We start from the raw sequence: 22,994 nt of genomic DNA, 5'->3' as shown, positions 1-22,994 counted from the left end.
AGAATGAAATGTTTAAGCACTCAAGAATTCTATATTCATTGATGGCATTGTTGGCGCTTATCCTTAGCGGCTGTAGCAGTCATGCGCCCCCTCCCAGCGGGAATCTCGCCGACTCCGTGGCGGTGGTTGCAGAGCTTAACGACCAGCTTGGCGAATGGCACGGCACGCCGTATCGCTATGGCGGGCTCGGACGCGGCGGCATCGACTGTTCCGGCTTCGTATTCAGAACCTTCCGCGATCGCTTTGGCGTAGTTCTTCCACGCAGCACCGCCGCACAAACCAAAATCGGCACCAAAGTCTCGCGCAAAGAGCTGCTGCCCGGTGATTTGGTATTCTTTAAAACCGGCGCGGGCGAAAACGGTCTGCACGTCGGCATCTATGATTCCGGTGATGAATTTATTCATGCTTCAACCAGCCGCGGCGTGATTCGTTCTTCGCTGGATAATGACTATTGGCGCAAAGCCTATTGGCAGGCGCGACGCATTTAATTTCAGGTCTTCGGACTCTTTACGACATTGTCGAGCAATCCTCCTTTCAAACGGTCATCTTTCAGGACACCCATTTATGACGGCCTTACGCCTTCTACTTTCCGACTCTTACGATCCCTGGTTCAATCTGGCCGTCGAAGACTGTATCTTTCGGCAAATGACCACCCAGAAGGTACTTTTTCTGTGGCGCAATGCCGAAACCGTGGTCATCGGTCAGGCGCAAAATCCGTGGAAAGAGTGCAACACCGCGCGTATGGAGCAGGACGGTATTCGTCTGGCGCGCCGCAGCAGCGGTGGCGGGGCGGTATTTCACGATCTCGGCAACACCTGCTTTACCTTTATGGCCGGAAAACCCGAATACGACAAAAGTGTTTCCACCCAGATTATCCTTAATGCGCTGGCCAACCTGGGTATTACCGCCAGCGCCTCGGGACGCAATGATCTTGTGGCACTGACCGCGGAGGGTGAGCGAAAAATCTCCGGTTCAGCCTACCGAGAAACGCAGCAGAGTGGATTTCACCACGGCACGCTTTTACTCCATGCCGATCTCAGTCGTTTGGCGAATTACCTGAATCCCGATCCCAAGAAGTTGCAGGCCAAGGGCATCACGTCAGTACGTTCGCGGGTGGCCAATCTCAGTGAATTTGTGCAGGGTATCGATCATCGGCAAATCTGTCAGGCTATTACCGAGTCCTTTTTCGACTGGTATGGCGCGCGCGTAGAACCTGAAATAATCTCTCCCGATGTATTTCCCGATCTTCCGGGATTTGCCGAACAATTTGAAAAGCAAAGCAGTTGGGCATGGAATTTTGGCAAGGCACCGGCCTTTAGCCATGAATTAAATGAGCGCTTTGTTTGGGGTGGCGTAGATATATATTTCGATGTCGAGAAGGGATTAATTAGCCGAGCGCAATTATTTACCGACAGTCTTAATCCGGAACCATTAAATGATTTCGTTCATCGACTGGTGGGCAGGAAATATTATGGTGACGACGTGATGGCCGCCTGCGAATTATCCTGCATCGCCTATCCGCCGCACCGACCGGAACTCGAGCAACTGGCGATATGGATGAAGAGTTGCATAAGGTAGCACTGTGTTAAAACGCGGCGGTGACACCCTGTTTTACCGCAAAAAGGCAGACGTAACAGGTGTTGGCATCCATTCCTGACAGGAATGGATGCATGCCGGCCCCACTCTATTGAGTTAGGTTATTTTAACAATTGGTTAAGTTTTTTTAAATAAAATGTCCATGGCTTTTTATGTCTAAATCAGGCATCGAGTTAATTCTATAAAAACTTTCTTTTTTGCAATCAGATTTTTATTACTTTTTGACACGGCTCGACATTTTTATAAACTTTAGAATAACTAAAAAAACGGCTTATTCGCAATTATGTGCGAGTTAATTGATAACTTTTATTTTAGCAACTATCGTATAATCACCGTTCAACAAAGCTTTTTGGTAGGCTAATATATAACGAGATGGTTCTATGATATTGATTTCAATGATCTACACGACGTCGCAAGACAATATACTGGGTCACAAAAAAACGATCCCCTGGCAAGCCAAAGGAGAACAAGCCCGTTTTAATGCCGCCACGTTAGACAAACTGGTTGTCATGGGCCGACAGACCTATGAAGCCCAATTCCGCGCCCATCCTTACGACAACATCATCGTCCTCGGTTCCCAGCCTTTGAAGGATGCTCAAGTGAAATGGGCAAGCTCGCTGGATGAAGCCTTAAAGATTGCCGAGGCAGAAGGCCGCACCGAAATTGTTATTACTGGCGGCGCGAAACTCTACAGTGAAGCGATTAATATTTGCCACGTGATATATAAATCGACTGTGCTGGTCAACGTAATCGGCGATGTCTACGGCCCGAAAATACCCACCGACCGATTTAAACTGGTCTGGGTGAAAAATATAAAAGAGAATCCTTCCTATTCCTACCAGACTTTTGTGACGAAAGAGTTTGAAAGCAGAAAATTAACTTCTGATTTCGGACTGCTGATTCCCTAAAATTTCCGTGCGCGAAAGCGCCCAGATCAATGCAGCAATCCAACCGATGAGGGTCCAGCCAAACACCAGATTCAGCCCGAAGATAGCCGGAAGTTTAGCGTGTTTACGATGATCGGCGATCAGGAAGGGAAGCAGGTAGCCCGCACAAGCCAGAATAACGGCAATCGGGATAAGCATTTGGCCTGTAGTCATAAGTATTTCACTGAAAATATTGCGATAATTTTTATACTTTAAGATTGTTAAATTTGAATTTCAACGACTGTTGCATCTGCTAACAAAGTTGTCTTCTTTTTATACTCACACACGTATCAGCATTAAATCCGGCCTGTCAGACGCGGTATAGCGTATTACCCTGACAGGCCATTCCAGGTCTCAGACCTGCCAGCCCAGCCCCAAACTCTTTTGCAAGGCAACATAATCCACGGCCAAATCTGTCTGAGACTGGATCCGTTTCTGACTGGCATCAAGCTGCGAACGTTGTGTATCAAGTACATCGATCAGGCTGGCGACGCCCGCATTGTAACGTTGCTGCATCAACTTTTCGTCACGTCCTGCGGCGTGCTCGACATCAAGATAATTGACCAGCGTCTGACGTTGCTCACCATAGCGGGACAGCTGTCCATTGGCATCACGCAGGGCATCGAGCACCGTTTTTCGCCACTGTGCTTCGGCTTCGTCCCGTTCGGCTTTGGCGACATTGATTTGTGAGCGTATACGGCCAAAATCGAGAATATTCCACTGCAACATCGGGACGAGCAGCCACGACTTGTTGCTGCTTTCGTAGACGCTTGCGCCGCTGTCACTGCTAAACCCGAGGATCCCGCGCAGGGTTATTTTCGGGTAGAGGTCGGCCACGTGTTCGCCGATTCCCGCCGTGCTGGCCGCAAGTTTACGTTCCGCGCTGCGCACGTCGGGGCGATGACGAAGCAGGGCAAGCGGGTCGCCGACCTCAACGTTTCTGAGGCTGGGCGGGAAGGGTGGTTGCGCCCGAGAGCACAGAATCCAGTGCGCCCGGCGTCAGGCCCGACAGAAACGCCAGCTGGTCCTTGTACTCGTTTATCTGCGCCCGCCGGTTTGGCAGTTCGGCCTGCGTAGTTTCAAGCTGGGTTTGAAGACGGTTGACGTCACTCTCGTTGGCGGCGCCTCGCGATTGGCGTTGCCGAGTCAATGTCAGCATCTGCTGTTGCAACGCGATGTTGCGTTGCAGATTGGCCCACTGCTCCTGTGCGCCGCACAGTTTCAGATAATTGCTGGCCACGTCGGCGGCAATCGCCACCTGGGTGTCGGCCAGACTGGCTTCACTGGCCTGCTGACTGGCTTGACCCGCTTCGGTTGCACGGCGCTGCTGACCAAACAGGTCCAGCTCCCAGCTGGCATCGAAGCTGCTGCTGTAAAGATTGAGCGGATTATCGATGGGCAATTCGCCGTCACTGCCCGGCAAGCCTGCACGGACCATCGTGGCGCTGGCATCAAGCTTCGGCAGTTGTCGGGCTCGGTCACCCGCCAGCGAGGCGCGCGACTGTTGCAGCCTGGCGCGGGCTATCGCCATATCCGGATTATGCTGCATTGCTCTTTCGATTAGCTGGCTTAAACGGTCGTCGTGGAACGCCAGCCACCAGGAGGCTTGCGCCTGACGCGTACTTACGCCGGATGCAGGCAGGCGGGCAAAGGTCTTGCTGACCGGCAGGCTGGGTGCGCCGTGATAATCAGGCCCGACAGAGCACGCCGTCAGCAGCACGGCAACACCGGTTAGTGGAATCATTCGTCGTAATGTTTTAGTCATCGTCTGTCACTTGTTTGATAATTTTGGCGCGCGCAGCAACAGCGCCAGCGGAATACAGCACACGAGGGCGATGCCCAGCACGAAGAACGACTCCGAGTAGGTCATGACCATCGCCTGTTGAGAAATTTCGTTGGCCAACTGGCCGAAAGCCTGCATTTTGGCATGCAGCATGTCGCCGCTTTGGGTGAGGAACTGCCCCGTGCTGGCCGAAATACGGCTGTCAGCCAGCGGAGAGTTCGCCGTTACCGACTCGCGAATAATGTCGTCATGCAGCTTCTTCTGCCGGTCGATAAAAATGCCCAGCAGCGCCAGGCCGACCGATCCTCCCAGATTGCGCATCATGTTGTAGATACCGGCGGCATCGGCAACTTCATCGTCTTTGACCGCCGCCATCGACGCCTGATTGAGCGGCATCATCGCCATGATCTGCCCCGCTCCGCGCAGCAGTTGCGACCAGAAGAAGTCATCGCCGGTGCTTTGCGTGGTCAGCGTGATGTCCAGAAAACAGCTTGCCGCGAAACAGACAATGCCGGTGATGACCAGAATGCGGCTGTCGATGCTGCGCAGCATTCTCGGCAGCACAGGCATCAACATCAGGCTCGGGATGCCCGAAATCAGCAGCACCATTCCTGACTGTTCGGCGTTGTAGCCCGCCACGCCACTGAGAAACTGCGGCAGCAGATAAAGCACGCAGTACAAGCCCATCCCGACGACAAAAACTATCAACAACACACTGACGAAACGGGCATTGCGCAAGAGCGAAAGGCGGATTACCGGTTTCTTCGCCGTAAACTGCGCGATGCCGAGCACGATAAAGCCCGCGATCATCGATATCGTCAGCCAGACGATAAGCGTCGATTCAAACCAGCGGTCGCGCTGACCTTCTTCGAGTACGACGGTAAGGCAACTCAGCCCGATACTCAGGCCAAAGATACCCAGCCAGTCGGCCTCCCTGAATCCTTGCCAATGCGGTTTTTCCTTCGGCAATCCCGTGAGCAGCAGCGCCATCAAACCGATACCGACCGGCAGATTAAGGAAGAAGCACCAGTTCCAGCTGACATTTTCAGCCAGCCAGCCGCCGAGCACCGGCCCCATTACAGGGCCGAGGATCACGATAACGCCAAAAATAGACATCCCGAATGAAAGCTGATGACGAGGCAAACGGGTGCGGATGATCATCTGCGCCGTCGGGATCATCGCGCCACCTGCAAAACCCTGACCGACGCGGCCGATAATCATTTGCGTCAGGCTGCCCGAGGTGCCGCAGATGACGGAAAACACGATAAACAGCAGTGCGCACCACAGCAGGAAATTACGCAGACCCAGTAGGCGGCTGAGCCAGGCGGCCAGCGGGATCATCACGATTTCCGAGAGTAAATAGCCGGTAGAGATCCATGTGCCTTCGGTGCCGGTTGCGCCGATTTCCCCTGAATCTGCGGCAGCGCGGAGTTGGTGATGGAAATATCCAGCGTTGCCATCAACGCCCCGAGCGCACCGGCGAAGACGGCTATCCAGTCGGTGACCGAAGCATTGGCGCGTGACGCGGGAAGGACCGCGCTACTCATGGCTGCGCCCGTGAAGACTGCGGATGCGTGTCGACATCAACCGTAACGGACATGCCCGCCAGCAGGCGTTTTACGGCTTCACTTTTATCCGTGATGCGGATGCGCACCGGCACACGCTGCACGATTTTGGTAAAGTTGCCGGTGGCATTATCCGGCGGCAGCAGGGCGAACAGCGACCCGGTGCCCGGCGCAAAGCTGTCGACGACGGCACTGAAATCATGACCCGGGAAGGCATCGACGTGCAGCGTTGCGGGTTGACCGGGCTGCATGTGCGTCAACTGCGTTTCCTTGAAGTTGGCGACCAGATAGAGGTCGTGCTCGGGCACCACCGTCAACAGGCGGGTGCCGGGCTGCACATATTGGCCGACGCGCACGGAGCGATCGCCTACGCGGCCATCAAGCGGGCTGTAAATTACGGTGCCGCGAAAATCGATATTGGACTGGGCGCGATTAGCCTGTGCGGAAGCCAGCTGGGCCTTCGCCTGCTCAATCTGCGCATGCATCGATTGAATCTGCGCCGACGCCGATTTCACGGCCGCGACGTTGGCATCATAATCGGCCTGCGCCTGATCACGACTGCGGCGCAGTTCGGCCAGTTTCTCTTTATTTTCGGCGCCGCTTGCCGCCAGCGGCAGGTAGCGTTGGTATTCATGATTTGAATAGTTGAGCTGAACCTGTGCGGCGCGCTGCTGCGCCTGTGCCTGCTCGATTTGCGCATTCTGACGATTGATTTCGGCATTGGCCTGATCGATGGCGGCCCGATCGGCCAAAATGGTGGCGCTGGCCTGATTGAGCCGCGCCTGATACTGGTCGTCCTCAATTTGCACGACAGGCTCACCCGCCTTGACCCACTGATTATCCTTCACCAGCACTTTGGCGACGTAACCCGAAATTTTCGGCGCGAGTGCCACGCTGTCGGCCTGAATATAGGCGTCATCGGTTGTCTCGCTATAACGGGCTATGAAAAACCAGTAGAGAAACGCCAGCAGGGCTATCAGGGCGACGGCCAGGGCAAGGCGCAGCAAAATTCGACGCTTTTTTCGCGCTTGGGGCAATGAAGTTGCCGCTTGCGGCACTTCTGAAGATGTAGACATAGAGGCAAGTAGCACGGTGAAAACCCTAAATTGAAATTATTCCGGTTGAGATAAATATTCCAATTGAGACAATTGTGTCAAGTGATAGAGTTTTATTATGTAATTTGACTGTTATAATTCGCATGTTTTGCAACAGGAATGGATTGATGACAGAGAACACGCTTCCAAAATTGCTGCGCCATCCTCCTTCAGGCGGTTATGCCCGGGGCGATGAAACGCGACAACGTATTATCGACAGCGCAATCGTCCTGTTTGGCGAGTTGGGTTTCGAAGGCGCCTCGACGCGCGCCATTGCCCGCGAGGCCGGAGTCAATACGCCTGCGCTGCAATATTATTTCGAGAATAAAGAAGGACTTTACGTCACCTGCGCGGATTTTCTGGCGACCGAAAGCTTTCGCTGGTTTGAACCTTTGCTTGCCCGCATCGCCCAGCTTGACGAGCCTGACGATGAAGCCTGCATTGAAATGTTCTGCCAGATGCTGGAAACCGTGCTCGAGCGCGTGCTGAACATCAACACTGTTTATCAACGCCGTCTGTTTCATGCCCGTATCAAGATGGGGCAGGGGCCGGAGAGAGCCGCCGAGTTATTCAATGAAAAGCTGATTGACCATATTCATCTCGCAGGCGTGACGCTGGTGGCGCGTATTGCCGGAACGAAAATCGATGATGATCGATCGCAAATCAGGACCCAGGCGCTGTTTGGATTGGCGACAACTTTTTATACGAATAAACATCCGATCTACACCTCGGGTGATGAACAGGGGCAATTCCCCGCCGAAAGAATGGCATTAATCAAAAACACCGTCCGCGAGCAGTGTCAGGTGCTGATGCGCAGCTGGCGGGTCAACTCGGACTGAAAGGTCTGAAGAGGAAGGTATGCCGCAATTCGAACATCACTATCTTGACCAGTTGACCGGTTTCTACACCGAGCTGCAGCCAACGCCGCTCAAGGGCGCGCGTCTGCTCTATCACAGCGCTCCGCTGGCCGCCGAACTCAGGCTGGAGTCCGCCTTGTTCAACCCTGAAAATTCGGGCTACTGGAGTGGCGAAACGTTGTTTCCGGGGATGAAACCACTGGCGCAGGTTTACAGTGGGCATCAGTTTGGTGTCTGGGCCGGACAGCTTGGCGACGGGCGTGGCCTGCTGCTCGGCGAACAGAAACTGGCTGACGGAACGTTTGTCGACTGGCATCTGAAGGGGGCTGGCTCTACGCCCTATTCCCGTATGGGCGATGGTCGCGCCGTGCTGCGGTCGGTGATTCGCGAATTTCTTGCGTCGGAAGCGCTGCACCATCTCGGCATTCCCACCACCCGCGCGCTTACCATTGTCACCAGCGACGAGCCGGTGTACCGCGAGCAAACCGAGCGTGGCGCAATGCTGATTCGCGTTGCGCCAAGCCATATCCGCTTTGGTCATTTCGAGCATTTTTACTACCGCAAGCAGCCCGGGCAGGTCAAACAGCTGGCGGATTACGTCATCGAACACTTCTGGTCGGCGCTGGAAAACCGGCAGGACCGCTATGTGTCGTGGTTCACCGACGTCGTAGAGCGCACTGCGAGACTGATTGCGCAATGGCAAAGCGTAGGGTTCGCCCACGGCGTGATGAACACCGACAATATGTCGATTCTCGGCTTGACCCTCGATTATGGCCCCTACGGTTTCCTCGATGACTACAAACCCGATTTTATCTGCAATCATACCGATAATCAGGGCCGCTACAGCTTTGATAATCAGCCTTCGGTGGCCTACTGGAATCTGCATAGACTGGCGCAGGCACTGTCGGGCCTGATGTCTACCGAAGAGCTGCAATCTGCGCTGGCCGCCTATGAACCTGCGCTGATGACCGAATATGGCCGCCTGATGCGCGCCAAGCTGGGTCTCTTTACCCAGAGCAAAGAGGACAACAATATCCTGACCGGTCTATTGAGTCTGATGGCGAAAGAGGGGCGCGACTATACCCGCACGTTCCGTGCTCTTGGCAACGTCGAGCAGCATCAGACTCTGTCGCCGCTGCGCGATGATTTTATCGATCGCGACGCGTTTGACCGCTGGTACGAGAGTTATCGTCAACGTCTGTTGCAGGAAAACATCGACGACGCGACGCGCCGAAAAGCGATGAATAACGTGAATCCCCGCATTATTTTGCGTAATTATCTGGCGCAGCAGGCGATAGAAAGCGCGCAGACGGATGACATCGAGCAGTTAAAAACGCTGCATGAGGCGCTGCAACAACCGTTTGGCGACGACCCGCGTTTTGATGCTCTGGCGGCACTGCCGCCGGATTGGGGCAAACATCTTGAGGTGTCCTGTTCCAGTTAACGCTGCCTTGAAATGAGACGCTCCCGGTGTGTATGCCCGGGAGCGTTTTTCATTACTGGCGCAGAAAAACTTGCGGCACAGGGCTTTCGGGATGTCTGATAACCCCGAGGTCGGCTCGATACCAGCGTTGTAGCACGTCGGTTTGCAACACTTCCTGCGGCGTGCCGGCTGCGACCAGTTCTCCTTCATGCAGCAGCAGAATTCTATCGGCGTAAAGTGCAGCCAGATTGAGGTCATGCAAGACGCAGCACACGGCGAGCGGAGAGTGTCGCGTAAGCTGATGAAGCAATCGCAGACTGTGTTGCTGATGATAGAGATCCAGCGCCGAAGTGGGTTCGTCGAGAAACAGCCAGCGAGGCGTTGGCGAGGGGCTCCATAGCTGAACCAACACGCGGGCAAGCTGAACCCGCTGCTGGCTTCGCCGCCCGAAAGCTGACGATAGTCGCGGTCTGCCAGCGACAGGCAGTCAGTTTGTTCAAGCACTTGGTGCAATGCCTGATGCAAATGCGTGTTGTTATGCGGCGAGCGGCCCAGACAGATAACTTCGCGCACGCTGTAGCCGAAGGCAAGGTCACTGTTTTGACGCATTACGGCGCGGGTGCGGGCTAGCTCGAGGGGATCCCACTGGGTTAATGGCTGCCGCTGGAGAAGGCAACTGCCTGATTCGGGAAGCAGGTAGCCGGTCAGCAATCTGAGCAGAGTAGATTTTCCGGCACCGTTTGGGCCAATCAAAGCCACCAGCTCACCGCCTGCCAGCTGGAGGGAAATATCTTTGATAAGCCGTTTATCGCCTGCCGAATAACATAGATTCCGTGCTTCGAGCAGCGCATCATGAAGAGGTTCAGCCACGGCGTTGGCCTCCGGCACGTAAAATCAGCCATAGGAAATAAGGGCCGCCGAGCAGTGCGGTCAGCAGGCCAACCGGCATTTCGGCAGGCGCAACCCACGTTCGGGCCAGCGTATCGGCCAGCAATAGCAGACAGGCACCGCCAAGGGCTGAACCCGGCAGCAGCCAGCGGTGATCGGCACCGATTTGCATGCGCAGCAGGTGCGGAATAACCAGACCGATAAAGCCGATAATGCCGCAGACCGCCACCGAAGCCCCGACCAGAAGGGCGCTGAGCAGCAATAGAATGCGCTGTGTCTGGCGCACGTTGACGCCGAGATAATGCGCGTCTTCGTCGCCTAGTTGCAGTAGGTTTAATTTGCGCGCCAGAAATTGCGTGGCGATGCTGGCAGGAATAATTACCGAGGCGGCGACGGTCAGCGTCGACCATTGCGCCTGGCCGAGCGTGCCCATGCTCCACAGCGAAAACTGCCGCAACTGGCTGTCGTTACTGACATAAGTCAGCACGCCAACGGCTGCGCCGCAGATGGCGTTGATGGCGATGCCGGCCAGCAGCAGACGCGACAGGCCGTTGTGTTCCATTCTACTCAGCAGAAATACGATAAAGGATATCGCCAGACTTCCACAGAAAGCCCCCAGCATCTGGCTATAGAGTGCGAAAACGCCGGGCAGCGGCAGAGGAAAGACAATAATCAGCGCGACAAAAAGCGCCGCTCCGCTACTTATCCCCAATAACCCCGGGTCGGCCAGCGGATTGCGAAACACACCCTGCATCACCGTGCCGGAACAGGCAAGCCCGCAGCCGACGACCATCGCCAGCAATACGCGCGGCAGTCGAATCGTTACCCAGATGTCCCACAGTTGCCGGTCGAACGGTTGATGAAAAAGCGTGGTCACGGAAAGGGCGATGGCCCCGCTGTTGGCGGCGACCAGCGCCAGAATCAACAGCAGGGCGACCAGTCCGACCAACACCCACACCTGCGCCGGAATGCGCGTCATTTGCGGCGTGCTGATACTGCTCATTTTACCTGTTCCGCCGCCTGACGCAGTCTGGCGAGCGCTGCGGGAGTCTCGAGACCAAAGCCGAGCAATGCCATATCATCAACAATCAGCACCCGCTTGTTCTTCCCGGCTGGCGTCATGGCGAGTCCGGGTAATTTCCAGACGTTGTCGATTCCGCCCAGAGTCTTGACGCCGTCACCCGTTAGCAGCAACAGATCGGGGGCGGCGGCAACGATGCCTTCCTGCGACAGCGGACGATAGCGGCTGAACCCCTGCATCGCGTTTTGCGCGCCCGCCGAGGTGATGATGGAATCGGCAGCCGTATTTTGCCCTGCCGCCATCGAACTCATCCCGCCATGACTCATGATAAACAACACTTTGGCGTGCAGCGGCGTGCCTTGAATGGCTTTCAATTGATTACGATAATCGGTTATCAATTTCTCCCCTTCGGCCTGACGACCCAGCGCATTGGCGATAACTTCAATTTTCTGCACGACGGTATCGAGGGTAGGACTGCCCGGCACACGCACTACCTTGACATGACTTTGCGCCACCTGCTGTAACGCGAGCGAGGGCTGAGCCAGTTCGGAACTCAGCACCAGTGTCGGCTTTGTGGACAAAATGCCCTCTGCATTGAGCATACGCATGTACCCGACATCCGGCAGTTTGGTTGCCTTATCCGGATGCGTGCTGGTGCTGTCACGTGCGACGAGTTCGTTACCTGCGCCCAATGCATAGACAATTTCGGTCACGTCGCCGCCGATGCTCACAATTCTTTCGGCAGCCTGTGAAGAAAACATGGCGGCAACAAGCAGGCCACCTAATGCCAGTTTCACGCGGTTTTTCATGCCGCCACGCCCTGTGGATCAAGCGCCGAAATCTGGTCACGCCAGACGGTTTGCTCCGGCTGGCCTTCAGTACGTTGTCCGAACAACTGGGCAATCTGACTGCCGTCGGCGGCAAAAAGCTCAAGACTGGTCACGAAACCGTCTTTGGTCGGCTTACGCGTGACCCAGCTTTCGGCAATGGCCGTCTCGACCACGTGCAGGGTAAAGCGCGCGTTGAAGACATTGATCCACTCGCCGTGCGGCATGACCTTTTCGATTTGGCCGGTAAAGATCTGCACACACCCTTTGTTGCTGACGAAAATCATGATTTCGTTTTGCGCCTGATTGGCCTTGTTCAGGATTTCGGTCAGCGCCGAATTATCAACCTGATAGGCTAAATCGTCGCCCACGGCGCGAAATGCCTGCTGGCGCGTCAAATTACGGCGACGCAGAATCTGGAAGAACTGGTGCACATCGGTCATGGCACGCCAGTCGGCATCCAATCCCTGGGTATCGCCCTGAACCGGCTCAGCCGAGTCGGCAGGTTTGATTTCAAGGGGCAACGCCGATTTAGCTGAATATTGTTCAACGAGTGCGTTCCATGCCTGGAGATGGGTTTCATCGGTGGCATAAACCTTGTGCACGGCATTACCCTGCGCATCAAAAAATTGCAGGCTCTGGCCCGGGCCTTTTGGCGAGACTTCATTAAGGGCATAGACGGCGTGCCACTGACTGAGGAACAGACGTAAATCAAGCGCACGCGGATTGAGGACCAGACCGGCGTGTCCATTAAGGTGCTGATTTTTATATTCGCCCTGTTGTTCATGCACAGCAAAGGCATTACGGGTGATGGATTTTGTCCCGCCCACGCTTTCAAGCGCCGTCAAGAGCGTGCGCGCGTCGACATCGAGGCGGATGGCGTCATGATTAACACGTGCGTCGGTTAATTCCGCTTCACTGATGCCCAGAATATCGGCTAAATCGCGGGCATATTTTCCAGGATTTTGCTGTTTGGCTTGCTGATAAATTTCATGGCTGATTGTCGGCATAGAAGGCTTCTCGCGAATAAAAGGAGACACAAGTCTTATTGTTAATGGTAATTAGTATCAATTTGATAATCATTATCAAGTTAACAAAGTCTTTCATCAAGCTCTATTTCATGACCTAACAGGCATTACACCACCGCAGGAGTAGGACTTCGCACAATCTGATAACATTTAGAAAAACAAAAAGGGGCATTGAAGCCCCTTTGCAGACAAAAACTTTACAGAGTTCCCGTTTAAAGCCTGTCTAGGCTTTGAATCGGCTGCGCGCGGCTTCATCAAGCATCGACAGCAAGGTTTCGGTATCTTCCCAGCTCAGGCAAGGATCGGTGATGGATTTGCCGTACACCAGCGGTTCGCCACTGACGATTTTTTGCGTGCCTTCAATCAGGAAACTTTCAGCCATAATACCGGCGATGCCATTGCCGCCCTGTTTGATTTGCTGGCAGATATCGGTAGCGACCTCCAACTGGCGGCGATGTTGTTTCTGGCAGTTGGCATGGCTGAAATCGACAATCAGACGCTGCGGTAAATCAAATTCGGCAAGGTTGTCACAGGCTTTGGCAATATCTTCGGCATAGTAGTTAGGTTTCTTGCCACCACGCATAATGACATGTCCGAAAGGATTGCCCGAGGTGCGGTAAACCGTCATCTGGCCGTCTTTGTCCGGAGAGAGGAACATGTGGCTCGCACGTGATGCCCGAATGGCATCGATGGCAATCTGCGTATTACCATCGGTACCGTTCTTGAATCCGACCGGGCAGGACAGGGCAGAGGCCATTTCGCGATGGATCTGGCTTTCTGTGGTTCTCGCACCGATAGCGCCCCAGCTGATTAAATCTGCAAAATACTGACCAATAACCATGTCCAGGAATTCGGTGGCCGTTGGCATGCCGATTTCATTGATGGCGAGCAGCACTTTACGCGCCAGTTCAATGCCGTGATTCACGCGGTAACTGCCATTCAGGTCCGGGTCCGAAATCAGCCCCTTCCAACCTACGACAGTGCGCGGTTTTTCAAAATAGGTGCGCATGACGATTTCAAGGCTACCCTGATATTTCTCACGCAGCACATTGAGCTTTTTGGCGTAATCGATAGCGGCTTCAATATCGTGAATTGAACAAGGCCCGACGATAACCAGCAGGCGCTTGTCTTCGCCATTGATGATTTTTTCAATTCGCTGACGCGAAGCAGTAACGTTTTCGGCGACGGCGTTGGAAACAGGCAAAGTTTCTGCCAGCGCCCGTGGCGTAATCAGGCTGCCAATGCGCGTAGTGCGCAGTTCATCTGTTTGTGACATGTCTATCTCTGAAATTTTGTTCTTCGCAGCGGCAGGAGTACCGGGAAGTGATGAAAATCACAATAAACCAAAATCAGATCTATTCAACTGTCGTCCGCAGATAATCTGGCTCAAGTCAGTAAATTTCAGCATAACCCGCCTGAGTATTTCTCGCTTTTTAGCGTTATCACGTTAGAACATACGGCGACTCATGCCGAAACTGTCGAGAATTTTTGCCGAAATTTCTTCAACGGAATAGTTGGTACTGTTGAGATAACGTATCTGATTTTTACGAAATAGCGCTTCGACTTCGGCGACCTCCATTCGACATTGTCTGAGCGAAGCATAGCGGCTGTTTTCGACGCGCTCCTGACGAATCGCGGCAAGTCGTTCGGGTTCGATGGTCAGGCCAAAGAGTTTGTGATGATGGGGTTTGAGCGCCGCAGGCAGTTGAATATTATCCATATCGTCGGCAGTAAAAGGGTAATTCGCGGCGCAGATACCAAATTGCAGCGCCAGATAGAGGCTGGTGGGCGTTTTGCCACAACGCGACACGCCGAGCAGAATAACCTGGGCCTGTTCCAGATTACGCAGCGAAATGCCGTCATCGTGCGCCAGCGTGTAATCGATAGCGGCGATACGGGCATCGTACTTTGAGATGTTGCTCGCCGTCAGCCCGTGTGTTCGGTTGGCGATGGGCGAAGGGTTGACGCCGAGTTCATTTTGCAAGGGCGCAACCAGCGCCTGAACGATGTCCTGACAAAAACCTTCGCTGCTGGCAATGATATCCCTTACTGCAACGGTAACAATGGAATAAAACACCAAAGGTCTTACCCCGGTTTTTTCAAAGATGTCATTGATTTGCTGGCATACGGCTCTAGCGCGGCTCTCATTCTCGACAAAGGGCAGGGAGAAGGTCGTGGCATTGACCGGAAACTGTGACAACACGGCATGACCAAGCACTTCGGCGGTGATGGCGGTACCGTCAGAGATATAGAACACGCTTCTGTCCATTTTGATTCCCTGAAAATATGAAATTGGCGATGCATTCATTATTAACGGCTTTTTTTTGAATAAAAAGGCTTCTTCAAGAATGAGTTTTCATTTTCGAGACGTAGCGCATTTATCCTGCAAGACTTGTAACGTTCTAAAATTTCTTCCAGCAATCCTCGAAGCTTTTACCTTATCTTCAGCAAACTATCAGCAAGAGGCTTACAGTCTGTGCATTGGGCTTGAGTACAAGTGATAAAGACTGATTTACAAGAAATTTCCCGAAATTTGTGATCCAGGTTCAATTATGAATTAGGAACAATTCTTAAAGCAGAAGTTAAAGATTAGCTGTAACGATTCACCTATATTTTGGATATGGATCATTATGCTAGGCTGACAAAGTTGAGCACTTCTCAACCATAATTTTAATGACTACGTCTGAAGATACGTACTCTCAAATTTAGCCCTACATTTAAGGATTGTTTCATGGCCAATCTTGACTCTGATTTACGTAATGTTATCTGGTACAACCAGCTTGGCATGCACGACGTTGATAAAGTCGGCGGTAAAAACGCCTCACTGGGTGAGATGATCACAAATCTGACCGATTTAGGGGTATCTGTACCCAACGGCTTCGCCACTTCCTCACAGGCGTTTAACAATTTCCTGGATCAGAGCGGCGTCAATCAGCGAATTTATGCCCTGCTGGATGAAACCGACGTTGATGACACCGTTCAGCTGGCCAAGGCGGGAACCCAGATTCGTCAATGGATTGTCGAAACCCCATTCCTTCCTGAAATGGAAAAGGATTTGCGTGACGCCTATCAACAGTTGTCTGAAGGAGAGCCCGATGCTTCCTTTGCCGTGCGTTCTTCGGCAACGGCCGAAGACATGCCCGATGCCTCCTTTGCCGGTCAGCAGGAAACCTTCCTTAATGTGCAGGGATTTGACGCGGTTCTGACCGCGGTTAAACACGTCTATGCTTCCCTTTTTAACGATCGCGCTATCTCCTACCGCGTTCATCAGGGATATGACCATCGCGGCGTAGCGCTGTCTGCAGGTGTACAGCGTATGGTGCGTTCCGATCTTGCGGCAGCGGGCGTCATGTTCACCATTGATACCGAATCAGGGTTCGACCAGGTGGTCTTTATCACCTCGGCGTATGGATTAGGTGAAATGGTGGTGCAAGGTGCCGTTAATCCTGACGAATTTTATGTGCATAAACCTACGCTTGAAAAAATAAGCCCTCCATTGTGCGCCGCACGATGGGGTCAAAAAAATTCGCATGGTTTATGCCGAGAGTCAGGAACACGGCAAACAGGTCGAGATCGAAGACGTTCCCGAAGCACTCAGCCAGCGCTTTTCACTGACCGATCAGGAGATACAGGATCTCGCTCGTCAGGCCGTGCTGATAGAAAAACATTATGGACGCCCGATGGACATCGAATGGGCAAAAGACGGCCACAACGGCAAGTTGTACATTGTGCAGGCGCGTCCTGAAACCGTTCGCTCCAACGGACAGGTCATGGAACGCTACCAGCTCGGCGGTAAAAGCAAGGTATTGGTAGAAGGGCGTGCCATCGGCCATCGTATTGGCGCAGGCCCGGTCAAAATTATTCACAACATCAGTGAAATGCATCACGTCAAGGCAGGCGATATTCTGGTAACAGACATGACGGACCCTGATTGGGAGCCCATCATGAAAAAAGCCTCGGCGATTGTTACCAACCGTGGTGGCCGTACCTGCCACGCGGCTATCATCGCCCGCGAACTGGGTATTCCTGCTGTGGTTGGCTGTGGCGATGCAACAGAACGTCTTGCAGAAAACCAGAAAGTTACCGTGTCCTGCTCCGAAGGCGATACCGGTTATGTTTATGAAGACGAGCTCGAATTCAGCGTGCAAAGTTCCGAGGTGAATGAACTGCCGACACTGCCGCTGAAAATCATGATGAACATAGGTAATCCGGACCGCGCATTTGATTTTGCCTGTTTACCCAATGAGGGCGTCGGCCTGGCGCGTCTCGAATTTATCATTAACCGGATGATTGGCGTACACCCGAAAGCGCTGCTGGAGTTTGACAAGCAGGAACCTGCCTTACAGCAAGAAATCACCAAGATCATTCAGGGCTATGATTCACCGGTTGAATACTATGTTGCGCGTTTGACGGAAGGTATTGCCACCCTCGGCGCGGCATTCTGGCCGAAACGCGTTATCGTGCGTTTATCTGATTTCAAATCCAATGAATATGCGAATCTCGTGGGTGGCGAGAAGTATGAGCCGCATGAAGAGAACCCGATGCTGGGGTTCCGCGGCGCAGGCCGTTATGTGTCTGAAAACTTCCGTGACTGCTTTGCCCTTGAATGTGAAGCCATGAAACGAGTGCGTAACGACATGGGATTAACCAATGTCGAGGTGATGATCCCGTTTGTACGCACTGTGGCGCAAGCCGAAGCCGTTGTTGCAGAGTTGGCCAATCAGGGACTTAAGCGCGGTGAAGACGGCCTGAAAGTTATCATGATGTGTGAAATTCCATCCAATGCGCTGTTGGCCGAGCAGTTCTGGAACATTTCGACGGTTTCTCCATTGGTTCGAATGACATGACGCAACTAGCGCTGGGCCTTGACCGCGACTCAGGTGTGGTATCGGAATTGTTTGACGAGCGAAATGAGGCAGTGAAAGCACTGCTTTCCATGGCGATTAAAGCCGCGAAGAAACAGGGCAAATATGTCGGTATTTGTGGACAGGGGCCCTCCGACCACCAGGACTTCGCTCAATGGTTGATGGAAGAAGGCATTGATAGCCTGTCATTGAATCCGGATACCGTCGTGCAAACTTGGTTGGCATTGGCCGAGAGCAAATAGCGTTTCGGCAACATACTAGTCACAACATTAAGTCGTGAGGAAATTTTCTTCACGGCTTATACATGAATGTGACCGAAGATGAATATCAAGCTTGGTTAACAATATCTATACGATATATCGGTATTAACCCTACAATTTATTTGAATCATTAAAATAAACTGTAGAAATAATATGGACTGCCGAATTGTAGACAAAAAAAGGCCCGTCATAGAAGACAGGCAAAGACTACACACAGCAATTCTTTGTCATGCAGGCTTATCAAAAGCATGCATATAAATCATGGGGTTGTGAAACCTACTGTTAATAATAGTAGGGTTCATGCCGCTCACAGTCTCTAAGAAAATTCTTAATAGGCAATTATTGAGTATATTTATACTTTTTGTGGAATATATCTGGGCGGGGAATGAAAAGGGGAGCGGGATTTATTTTAGCAAAGATAGCCGCCCGCGTGGCAATTGAATTTCGGGCGGCTTAAAAAACAGGCATTATTCTCCGAGCAGTTTGTTCACTTCTTCAAGATCTTCCTGAGGCTCGGGGGCTTCATTAATCCATAGTGAAATCAGTCGGTAGGAGACAGCAAGTACGACAGGACCGATAAACAGGCCAATAAGCCCGAACGCCACGAGTCCGCCAATAACGCCCGAGAGCACCAACAGCATGGGAAGGTCGGCTCCCATGTGAATCAAAATAGGTCGCAATACGCTATCGAGCGAGCCAACGACACAGCTCCAGATCAGCAGTACGGTGCCCCAGGTATTATCACCCGACCAATACAGCCAGATGATAGCGGGTATCAGTACCAAAAGAGGCCCCACCTGCGCGACACAGCAGACAAACATGACAACGGTTAGCAGCGTGGCATACTGAATGCCCACCACAGCTAGTCCGATACCGCCAAGCACGGATTGCACGATGGCCGTTACCACCACGCCAAGTGCCACGGCGCGAATAGCTTGTCCGGCCAGAATGACTGCGGCATCGCCTCTGCCGCCTGCGAGGCGAATCGCAAAGTGGCGAATGCCCATGCCCACGTTTTCACCGCGGCTGTAGAGCAGGGCGCTAAACAGCAGCATCAGTGAACAGTGCAGAATAAAACGCCCGATATTGGCAGCCTGTGAAACAAACCAGCTGGCGGTCTGGCCCACATAAGGCTGAACTTTGGCCATCAATGCACTGCCGCCGCTATTGATGAGGGTATGCCAGCCGACATAGATTTTTCTGCCGACCAGCGGAATTTCGCGCAGCCAGGCAAAATCGGGCAGGTGCAACTGTGAAGGATTACTGGCGATACGGGCGAGTGGAGCACCATTTTCCACGGCGCTGGTAATAAGGAGAGCAATAGGCAGAACAAACAGCAGAATCAGCAGCAGGGTCATCACAATCACCGCCAGACTACGACGGCCCCAGAGGATGGCCTGAATTCTTATCATCACGGGCCAGGTGGCGATAACAATCATCCCCGCCCACGAGAAGCCCAGTATAAAGGGTTTGACTACCCAAATACTGGCTATGGTCATCAAGGCAATAAACAGCACGCCAAACATGATTTTTGGTAAATCATAATTTTTGTTCGGGAGATTCATGGTGGTTTCTCGTTTTATAAGGCATAGCTGCACAGCCAGAAATTGGCGTCAAACGATCCCTTTAAGCATGGAGTATTATGCGGTGTTTTAGAAGCGCTGGAAAACGAAGTATGTTAGTTTTTAGATTGCTTTAGACAGGGTGGATACGTTTTGCGGATCCAGCGGCCGCCTACAGGCCTGCAAACAACAACAAAGACAGAGTCGTAATCAATGATCCCACAAATTTCTCAGGCACCCGGCGTCATTCAATTGGTGCTCGACTTTTTGGAAGCGTTAAAGAAAGACGGATTTACGGGTGATATGGCAACCAGCTATGCCGATCGTCTGACTATGGCGACCGACAACAGTGTCTACCAACTCCTACCCGATGCCGTGTTGTTCCCACGTGCAACCTCGGATGTCGCCTTGCTGGCTCGTCTGGCAGGGCAGGAGCGTTTCAAAACGCTGGTGTTCTCTCCTCGCGGCGGCGGTACCGGCACCAATGGTCAGTCGCTCAACCGCGGTATCGTGGTTGATATGTCCCGTCATATGAACCGCATCCTCGATATCGATACCGAGGCAGGCTGGGTCAAAGTTGAAGCTGGCGTGATTAAAGACCAGTTAAATGACTTTTTGCGCCCGCTCGGCTACTTTTTCTCACCTGAACTGTCAACCAGTAACCGCGCCACTCTGGGTGGCATGATTAATACCGATGCCTCGGGGCAAGGCTCGCTGGTTTACGGTAAAACCTCGAACCATGTTCTGGGTCTGCGTGCGGTAGTGCTCGGCGGTGAACTGCTCGATACGCGCGCCATGCCTACCTTGCTGGCGGAACAGCTTGGCGAAGAGAAATCTGCCGTCGGCAACATCTATCGCACGGTACTTGAAAGCTGTCGCGACAACCGTCAGCTGGTCATTGATAAATTCCCTAAACTTAACCGCTTCCTCACCGGTTATGATTTACGCCACGTTTTCAGTGACGATCTCCAGACCTTTGACCTGACCCGCATTCTGACCGGTTCCGAAGGTACGCTTGCCTTTATTACCGAAGCACGACTGAATATTACGCGTATTCCCAAAGTCAGGCGTCTGGTCAATATCAAGTATGACTCGTTCAACTCCGCGCTGCGCAATGCGCCACTTATGGTAGAAGCCAAGGCGCTGTCGGTGGAAACGGTCGACTCGAAAGTGCTTAATCTGGCGCGTGAAGATATCGTCTGGCATACCGTCAGCGAATACATTACCGATGTACCTGGCAAAGACATGCAAGGCCTGAACATCGTCGAATTCGCGGGCGATGATTTACAGCTTATTGAAAAACAAACGGAATCGCTTTGCGAGCGGCTCGATGGGCTGATTCGCGATGAAGAGGCCGGCGTCATTGGCTACCAGATCTGTGCCGACCTCGCGGGCATCGAGCGCATTTATAATATGCGCAAAAAATCTGTCGGATTGCTGGGTAATGCCAAAGGCGCGGCCAAGCCGTTGCCCTTTGCCGAAGATACCTGCGTGCCGCCTGAACATCTCGCCGATTACATTGTGGAATTCCGCGCTTTGCTCGACAGCCATAACTTGAGCTATGGAATGTTCGGACACGTCGATGCGGGCGTGCTCCACGTTCGTCCGGCGCTCGACATGTGCGATCCGCAGCAGGAGATGCTGCTCAAGAAAATTTCCGATGAAGTGGTAGCACTGACCGCGAAATACGGCGGCCTGCTGTGGGGTGAACATGGCAAGGGTTTCCGTGCTGAATACAGTCCGGCCTTTTTCGGCGAGGAACTCTTCCATGAATTACGCCGTATCAAGACCGCCTTCGACCCGAATAATCGCCTGAATCCGGGAAAAATCTGTTCGCCCGTTGACTGCGACGAGCCGATGCTAAAAGTCGATGCGCCAAAACGCGGCACGCTTGACCGCAGGATCCCGGTTGAGGTTCGCACCGCCTATCGCGGTGCCATGGAGTGCAATGGCAACGGATTGTGCTTCAACTATGATGTGAAAAGCCCGATGTGTCCGTCATTCAAAATCACCGCCAGCCGCGTGCATTCCCCGAAAGGTCGCGCAGGAATGGTGCGCGAGTGGCTGCGTCTGCTTTCCGAACAAGGCGTAGAGCCGCTGGCGCTCGAGCAGGCATTACCGCAACAGAGCATGAGTTTCAGGACGTTAATCGAGAAGACCCGCAATAGCTGGTACGCCAGCAAGGGCGAGTATGATTTCTCCCACGAAGTAAAAGAGGCGATGTCGGGCTGTCTGGCGTGTAAAGCCTGTTCCACGCAATGTCCTATCAAAATTGACGTGCCCGGATTCCGTTCGCGTTTCCTGCAGCTTTATCACACCCGTTATCTGCGCCCGGTGCGCGATTACGTGGTCGCCGAGGTTGAAAGTTACACTCCACTGATGTCGCGCGCCCCGAAGGTGTTTAACTTCTTCTTTAAGCAGCCGTGGGTGCGTGAACTTAGCCGCAAGAGTATTGGCATGGTCGATCTGCCTTTGCTTTCAACGCCGACACTGCGCGAACAGCTTTCCGGACACCTTGCGGCAACCATGACGCTGGAGCAGCTCGAGAGCATTCCGGCCGCCGAGCGCGCGCAATATGTGCTGATTGTGCAAGATCCCTTCACCAGCTATTACGACGCCAAAGTCGTAGCCGATTTTGTAAGGCTGGTCGAAAAATTCGATCTCAAGCCGGTGCTGCTGCCGTTCTCGCCAAACGGCAAAGCCCAGCATGTGAAGGGTTTCCTGCAACGCTTTGCCAAGACCGCGCGTAAAACGTCGTTATTCCTGAATCGCGTTTCTCAACTCGGCATGCCGATGGTCGGCGTCGATCCCGCCTTGGTGCTGTGTTATCGCGATGAATACAAAGAGATTCTGGGTGATTCGCGCGGCTCGTTCCAGGTTCAATTGGTTCACGAATGGCTTATCAAACTGCTCGAAGATCGTCCCGAGATGCAGCAGAGCGGCGAATCCTGGTATCTGTTTGGACACTGTACCGAGAGCACGGCATTGCCGACCAGCGGCAAGCAGTGGGGCGATATCTTTGCCCGTTTCGGTGCCAAGCTTGAAAACGTCAGTGTCGGTTGTTGCGGCATGGCCGGAACATATGGCCATGAAACGAAAAACATCGAGAATTCGCTCGGCATTTATGAGTTGTCATGGCATCAGTCATTGCAGCGCCTGCCGCGCCAGCGCTGTCTGGCAACCGGCTATTCGTGCCGCAGTCAGGTAAAACGTATTGAAGGAAATGGCCTGCGGCATCCGCTTCAGGCCTTGGTCGAACTCATTTAATGAGAGAATCTGTATAACCCGAGGGAGAAGAG

At 53.1% G+C, this 22,994-nt stretch carries 18 protein-coding genes, 1 other RNA gene and 2 pseudogenes; 7 read left to right on the top strand and 14 right to left on the bottom strand.

Annotated elements, in window-relative coordinates:
- Positions 1-8 precede the first annotated feature (8 nt).
- The 3 genes from O1V66_RS09870 to O1V66_RS09860 all read left to right on the top strand — a co-directional run bounded on the left by O1V66_RS09870 (position 9) and on the right by O1V66_RS09860 (position 2,504).
- Positions 9-488, top strand: coding sequence for an NlpC/P60 family protein (locus O1V66_RS09870; protein ID WP_045046580.1), 480 nt, complete (start codon positions 9-11; stop codon positions 486-488).
- A 76-nt stretch (positions 489-564) separates the two neighbouring features.
- Complete coding sequence (locus O1V66_RS09865; protein WP_045046581.1) at positions 565-1,578, top strand: lipoate--protein ligase; 1,014 nt, start codon at positions 565-567, stop codon at positions 1,576-1,578.
- 398 nt (positions 1,579-1,976) lie between these two features.
- Complete coding sequence (locus O1V66_RS09860; RefSeq protein ID WP_269128291.1) at positions 1,977-2,504, top strand: dihydrofolate reductase; 528 nt, start codon at positions 1,977-1,979, stop codon at positions 2,502-2,504.
- Here O1V66_RS09860 and O1V66_RS09855 read toward each other — a convergent pair.
- The 6 genes from O1V66_RS09855 to O1V66_RS09830 all read right to left on the bottom strand — a co-directional run bounded on the left by O1V66_RS09855 (position 2,472) and on the right by O1V66_RS09830 (position 6,877).
- A complete protein-coding gene (locus O1V66_RS09855; protein WP_045046582.1) occupies positions 2,472-2,696 on the bottom strand; it encodes a superinfection immunity protein in 225 nt (74 codons plus the stop codon). The two genes, O1V66_RS09860 and O1V66_RS09855, sit on opposite strands and share 33 nt — an antisense overlap.
- A 180-nt stretch (positions 2,697-2,876) precedes the next feature.
- Positions 2,877-3,413, bottom strand: a complete 537-nt coding sequence (locus O1V66_RS09850) for a TolC family protein (RefSeq protein ID WP_269128290.1) — start codon at positions 3,411-3,413, stop codon at positions 2,877-2,879.
- Between the two features lie 40 nt (positions 3,414-3,453).
- The gene (locus O1V66_RS09845; protein ID WP_269128289.1) at positions 3,454-4,287 is read right to left on the bottom strand and encodes a TolC family protein; all 834 of its coding nucleotides are present in this window, start codon (positions 4,285-4,287) and stop codon (positions 3,454-3,456) included.
- A gap of 6 nt (positions 4,288-4,293) precedes the next feature.
- Positions 4,294-5,679, bottom strand: a complete 1,386-nt coding sequence (locus O1V66_RS09840) for a DHA2 family efflux MFS transporter permease subunit (protein WP_269128348.1) — start codon at positions 5,677-5,679, stop codon at positions 4,294-4,296.
- Positions 5,646-5,852, bottom strand: a complete 207-nt coding sequence (locus O1V66_RS09835; RefSeq protein ID WP_269128288.1) for a hypothetical protein — start codon at positions 5,850-5,852, stop codon at positions 5,646-5,648. Before O1V66_RS09835 ends, O1V66_RS09840 begins: the two co-directional genes overlap by 34 nt.
- On the bottom strand, positions 5,849-6,877 hold the full coding sequence (locus O1V66_RS09830) for an HlyD family secretion protein (RefSeq protein ID WP_269128287.1): 1,029 nt from the start codon (positions 6,875-6,877) through the stop codon (positions 5,849-5,851). The genes O1V66_RS09835 and O1V66_RS09830 overlap by 4 nt, the downstream gene beginning before the upstream one ends.
- A 215-nt stretch (positions 6,878-7,092) precedes the next feature.
- Here O1V66_RS09830 and O1V66_RS09825 point away from each other — a divergent pair, with 215 nt between their 5' ends.
- On the top strand, positions 7,093-7,803 hold the full coding sequence (locus tag O1V66_RS09825; protein ID WP_045046586.1) for a TetR family transcriptional regulator: 711 nt from the start codon (positions 7,093-7,095) through the stop codon (positions 7,801-7,803).
- Positions 7,804-7,822: 19 nt separating this feature from the next.
- The gene (locus O1V66_RS09820) at positions 7,823-9,265 is read left to right on the top strand and encodes a protein adenylyltransferase SelO (protein WP_045046587.1); all 1,443 of its coding nucleotides are present in this window, start codon (positions 7,823-7,825) and stop codon (positions 9,263-9,265) included.
- A 52-nt stretch (positions 9,266-9,317) separates the two neighbouring features.
- On the opposite strand, the pseudogene O1V66_RS09815 reads toward O1V66_RS09820, so the two are convergent.
- The 6 genes and pseudogenes from O1V66_RS09815 to ppsR all read right to left on the bottom strand — a co-directional run bounded on the left by O1V66_RS09815 (position 9,318) and on the right by ppsR (position 15,277).
- A pseudogene (locus tag O1V66_RS09815) lies at positions 9,318-10,114 on the bottom strand (heme ABC transporter ATP-binding protein).
- A complete protein-coding gene (locus O1V66_RS09810) occupies positions 10,107-11,111 on the bottom strand; it encodes a FecCD family ABC transporter permease (protein WP_241481365.1) in 1,005 nt (334 codons plus the stop codon). The pseudogene O1V66_RS09815 and the gene O1V66_RS09810 overlap by 8 nt, the downstream one beginning before the upstream one ends.
- A 20-nt stretch (positions 11,112-11,131) precedes the next feature.
- On the bottom strand, positions 11,132-11,914 hold the full coding sequence (locus O1V66_RS09805; protein ID WP_414058479.1) for a heme/hemin ABC transporter substrate-binding protein: 783 nt from the start codon (positions 11,912-11,914) through the stop codon (positions 11,132-11,134).
- 44 nt (positions 11,915-11,958) lie between these two features.
- On the bottom strand, positions 11,959-12,990 hold the full coding sequence (locus O1V66_RS09800) for a hemin-degrading factor (RefSeq protein ID WP_045046590.1): 1,032 nt from the start codon (positions 12,988-12,990) through the stop codon (positions 11,959-11,961).
- Positions 12,991-13,231: 241 nt separating this feature from the next.
- On the bottom strand, positions 13,232-14,284 hold the full coding sequence (locus O1V66_RS09795; RefSeq protein ID WP_045046591.1) for a 3-deoxy-7-phosphoheptulonate synthase: 1,053 nt from the start codon (positions 14,282-14,284) through the stop codon (positions 13,232-13,234).
- Positions 14,285-14,455: 171 nt separating this feature from the next.
- Entirely contained in the window at positions 14,456-15,277 is an 822-nt protein-coding gene (gene ppsR, locus O1V66_RS09790; protein WP_045046592.1) for a posphoenolpyruvate synthetase regulatory kinase/phosphorylase PpsR, read from the bottom strand.
- A gap of 462 nt (positions 15,278-15,739) precedes the next feature.
- Here ppsR and ppsA point away from each other — a divergent pair.
- Positions 15,740-18,115 (top strand): annotated as a pseudogene (gene ppsA / locus O1V66_RS21890) (phosphoenolpyruvate synthase).
- Between the two features lie 190 nt (positions 18,116-18,305).
- Here the strand turns inward: ppsA and rprA are convergent.
- Positions 18,306-18,415, bottom strand: an RNA gene (gene rprA, locus O1V66_RS09770) — antisense sRNA RprA.
- A gap of 185 nt (positions 18,416-18,600) precedes the next feature.
- Positions 18,601-19,698, bottom strand: coding sequence for an AI-2E family transporter YdiK (gene ydiK / locus O1V66_RS09765; protein ID WP_045046594.1), 1,098 nt, complete (start codon positions 19,696-19,698; stop codon positions 18,601-18,603).
- A gap of 210 nt (positions 19,699-19,908) precedes the next feature.
- On the opposite strand from ydiK, the gene ydiJ reads away from it, so the two are divergent.
- Positions 19,909-22,962 carry a D-2-hydroxyglutarate dehydrogenase YdiJ gene (ydiJ, locus tag O1V66_RS09760; RefSeq protein WP_045046595.1) on the top strand — a complete coding sequence of 1,018 codons (3,054 nt, stop codon included), beginning with the start codon at positions 19,909-19,911 and terminating at the stop codon, positions 22,960-22,962.
- Positions 22,963-22,994: the final 32 nt, after the last annotated feature.

Source organism: Rouxiella chamberiensis, assembly GCF_026967475.1.
In the GTDB taxonomy this organism is placed as follows: domain Bacteria; phylum Pseudomonadota; class Gammaproteobacteria; order Enterobacterales; family Enterobacteriaceae; genus Rouxiella; species Rouxiella chamberiensis.
This window is presented reverse-complemented; position numbering and strand designations above follow the sequence as displayed.

Coding starts and splice junctions, on each gene's coding strand:
- O1V66_RS09795 (WP_045046591.1), bottom strand. CDS start 14,284: ATGTCACAAACAGATGAACTGCGCACTACGCGCATTGGCAGCCTGATT.
- O1V66_RS09855 (WP_045046582.1), bottom strand. CDS start 2,696: ATGACTACAGGCCAAATGCTTATCCCGATTGCCGTTATTCTGGCTTGT.
- ydiJ (WP_045046595.1), top strand. CDS start 19,909: ATGATCCCACAAATTTCTCAGGCACCCGGCGTCATTCAATTGGTGCTC.
- O1V66_RS09800 (WP_045046590.1), bottom strand. CDS start 12,990: ATGCCGACAATCAGCCATGAAATTTATCAGCAAGCCAAACAGCAAAAT.
- O1V66_RS09805 (WP_414058479.1), bottom strand. CDS start 11,914: ATGTTTTCTTCACAGGCTGCCGAAAGAATTGTGAGCATCGGCGGCGAC.
- O1V66_RS09870 (WP_045046580.1), top strand. CDS start 9: ATGTTTAAGCACTCAAGAATTCTATATTCATTGATGGCATTGTTGGCG.
- O1V66_RS09860 (WP_269128291.1), top strand. CDS start 1,977: ATGATATTGATTTCAATGATCTACACGACGTCGCAAGACAATATACTG.
- O1V66_RS09810 (WP_241481365.1), bottom strand. CDS start 11,111: ATGACGCGCATTCCGGCGCAGGTGTGGGTGTTGGTCGGACTGGTCGCC.
- O1V66_RS09865 (WP_045046581.1), top strand. CDS start 565: ATGACGGCCTTACGCCTTCTACTTTCCGACTCTTACGATCCCTGGTTC.
- O1V66_RS09825 (WP_045046586.1), top strand. CDS start 7,093: ATGACAGAGAACACGCTTCCAAAATTGCTGCGCCATCCTCCTTCAGGC.
- O1V66_RS09835 (WP_269128288.1), bottom strand. CDS start 5,852: ATGAGTAGCGCGGTCCTTCCCGCGTCACGCGCCAATGCTTCGGTCACC.
- O1V66_RS09820 (WP_045046587.1), top strand. CDS start 7,823: ATGCCGCAATTCGAACATCACTATCTTGACCAGTTGACCGGTTTCTAC.
- ydiK (WP_045046594.1), bottom strand. CDS start 19,698: ATGAATCTCCCGAACAAAAATTATGATTTACCAAAAATCATGTTTGGC.
- O1V66_RS09845 (WP_269128289.1), bottom strand. CDS start 4,287: ATGACTAAAACATTACGACGAATGATTCCACTAACCGGTGTTGCCGTG.
- ppsR (WP_045046592.1), bottom strand. CDS start 15,277: ATGGACAGAAGCGTGTTCTATATCTCTGACGGTACCGCCATCACCGCC.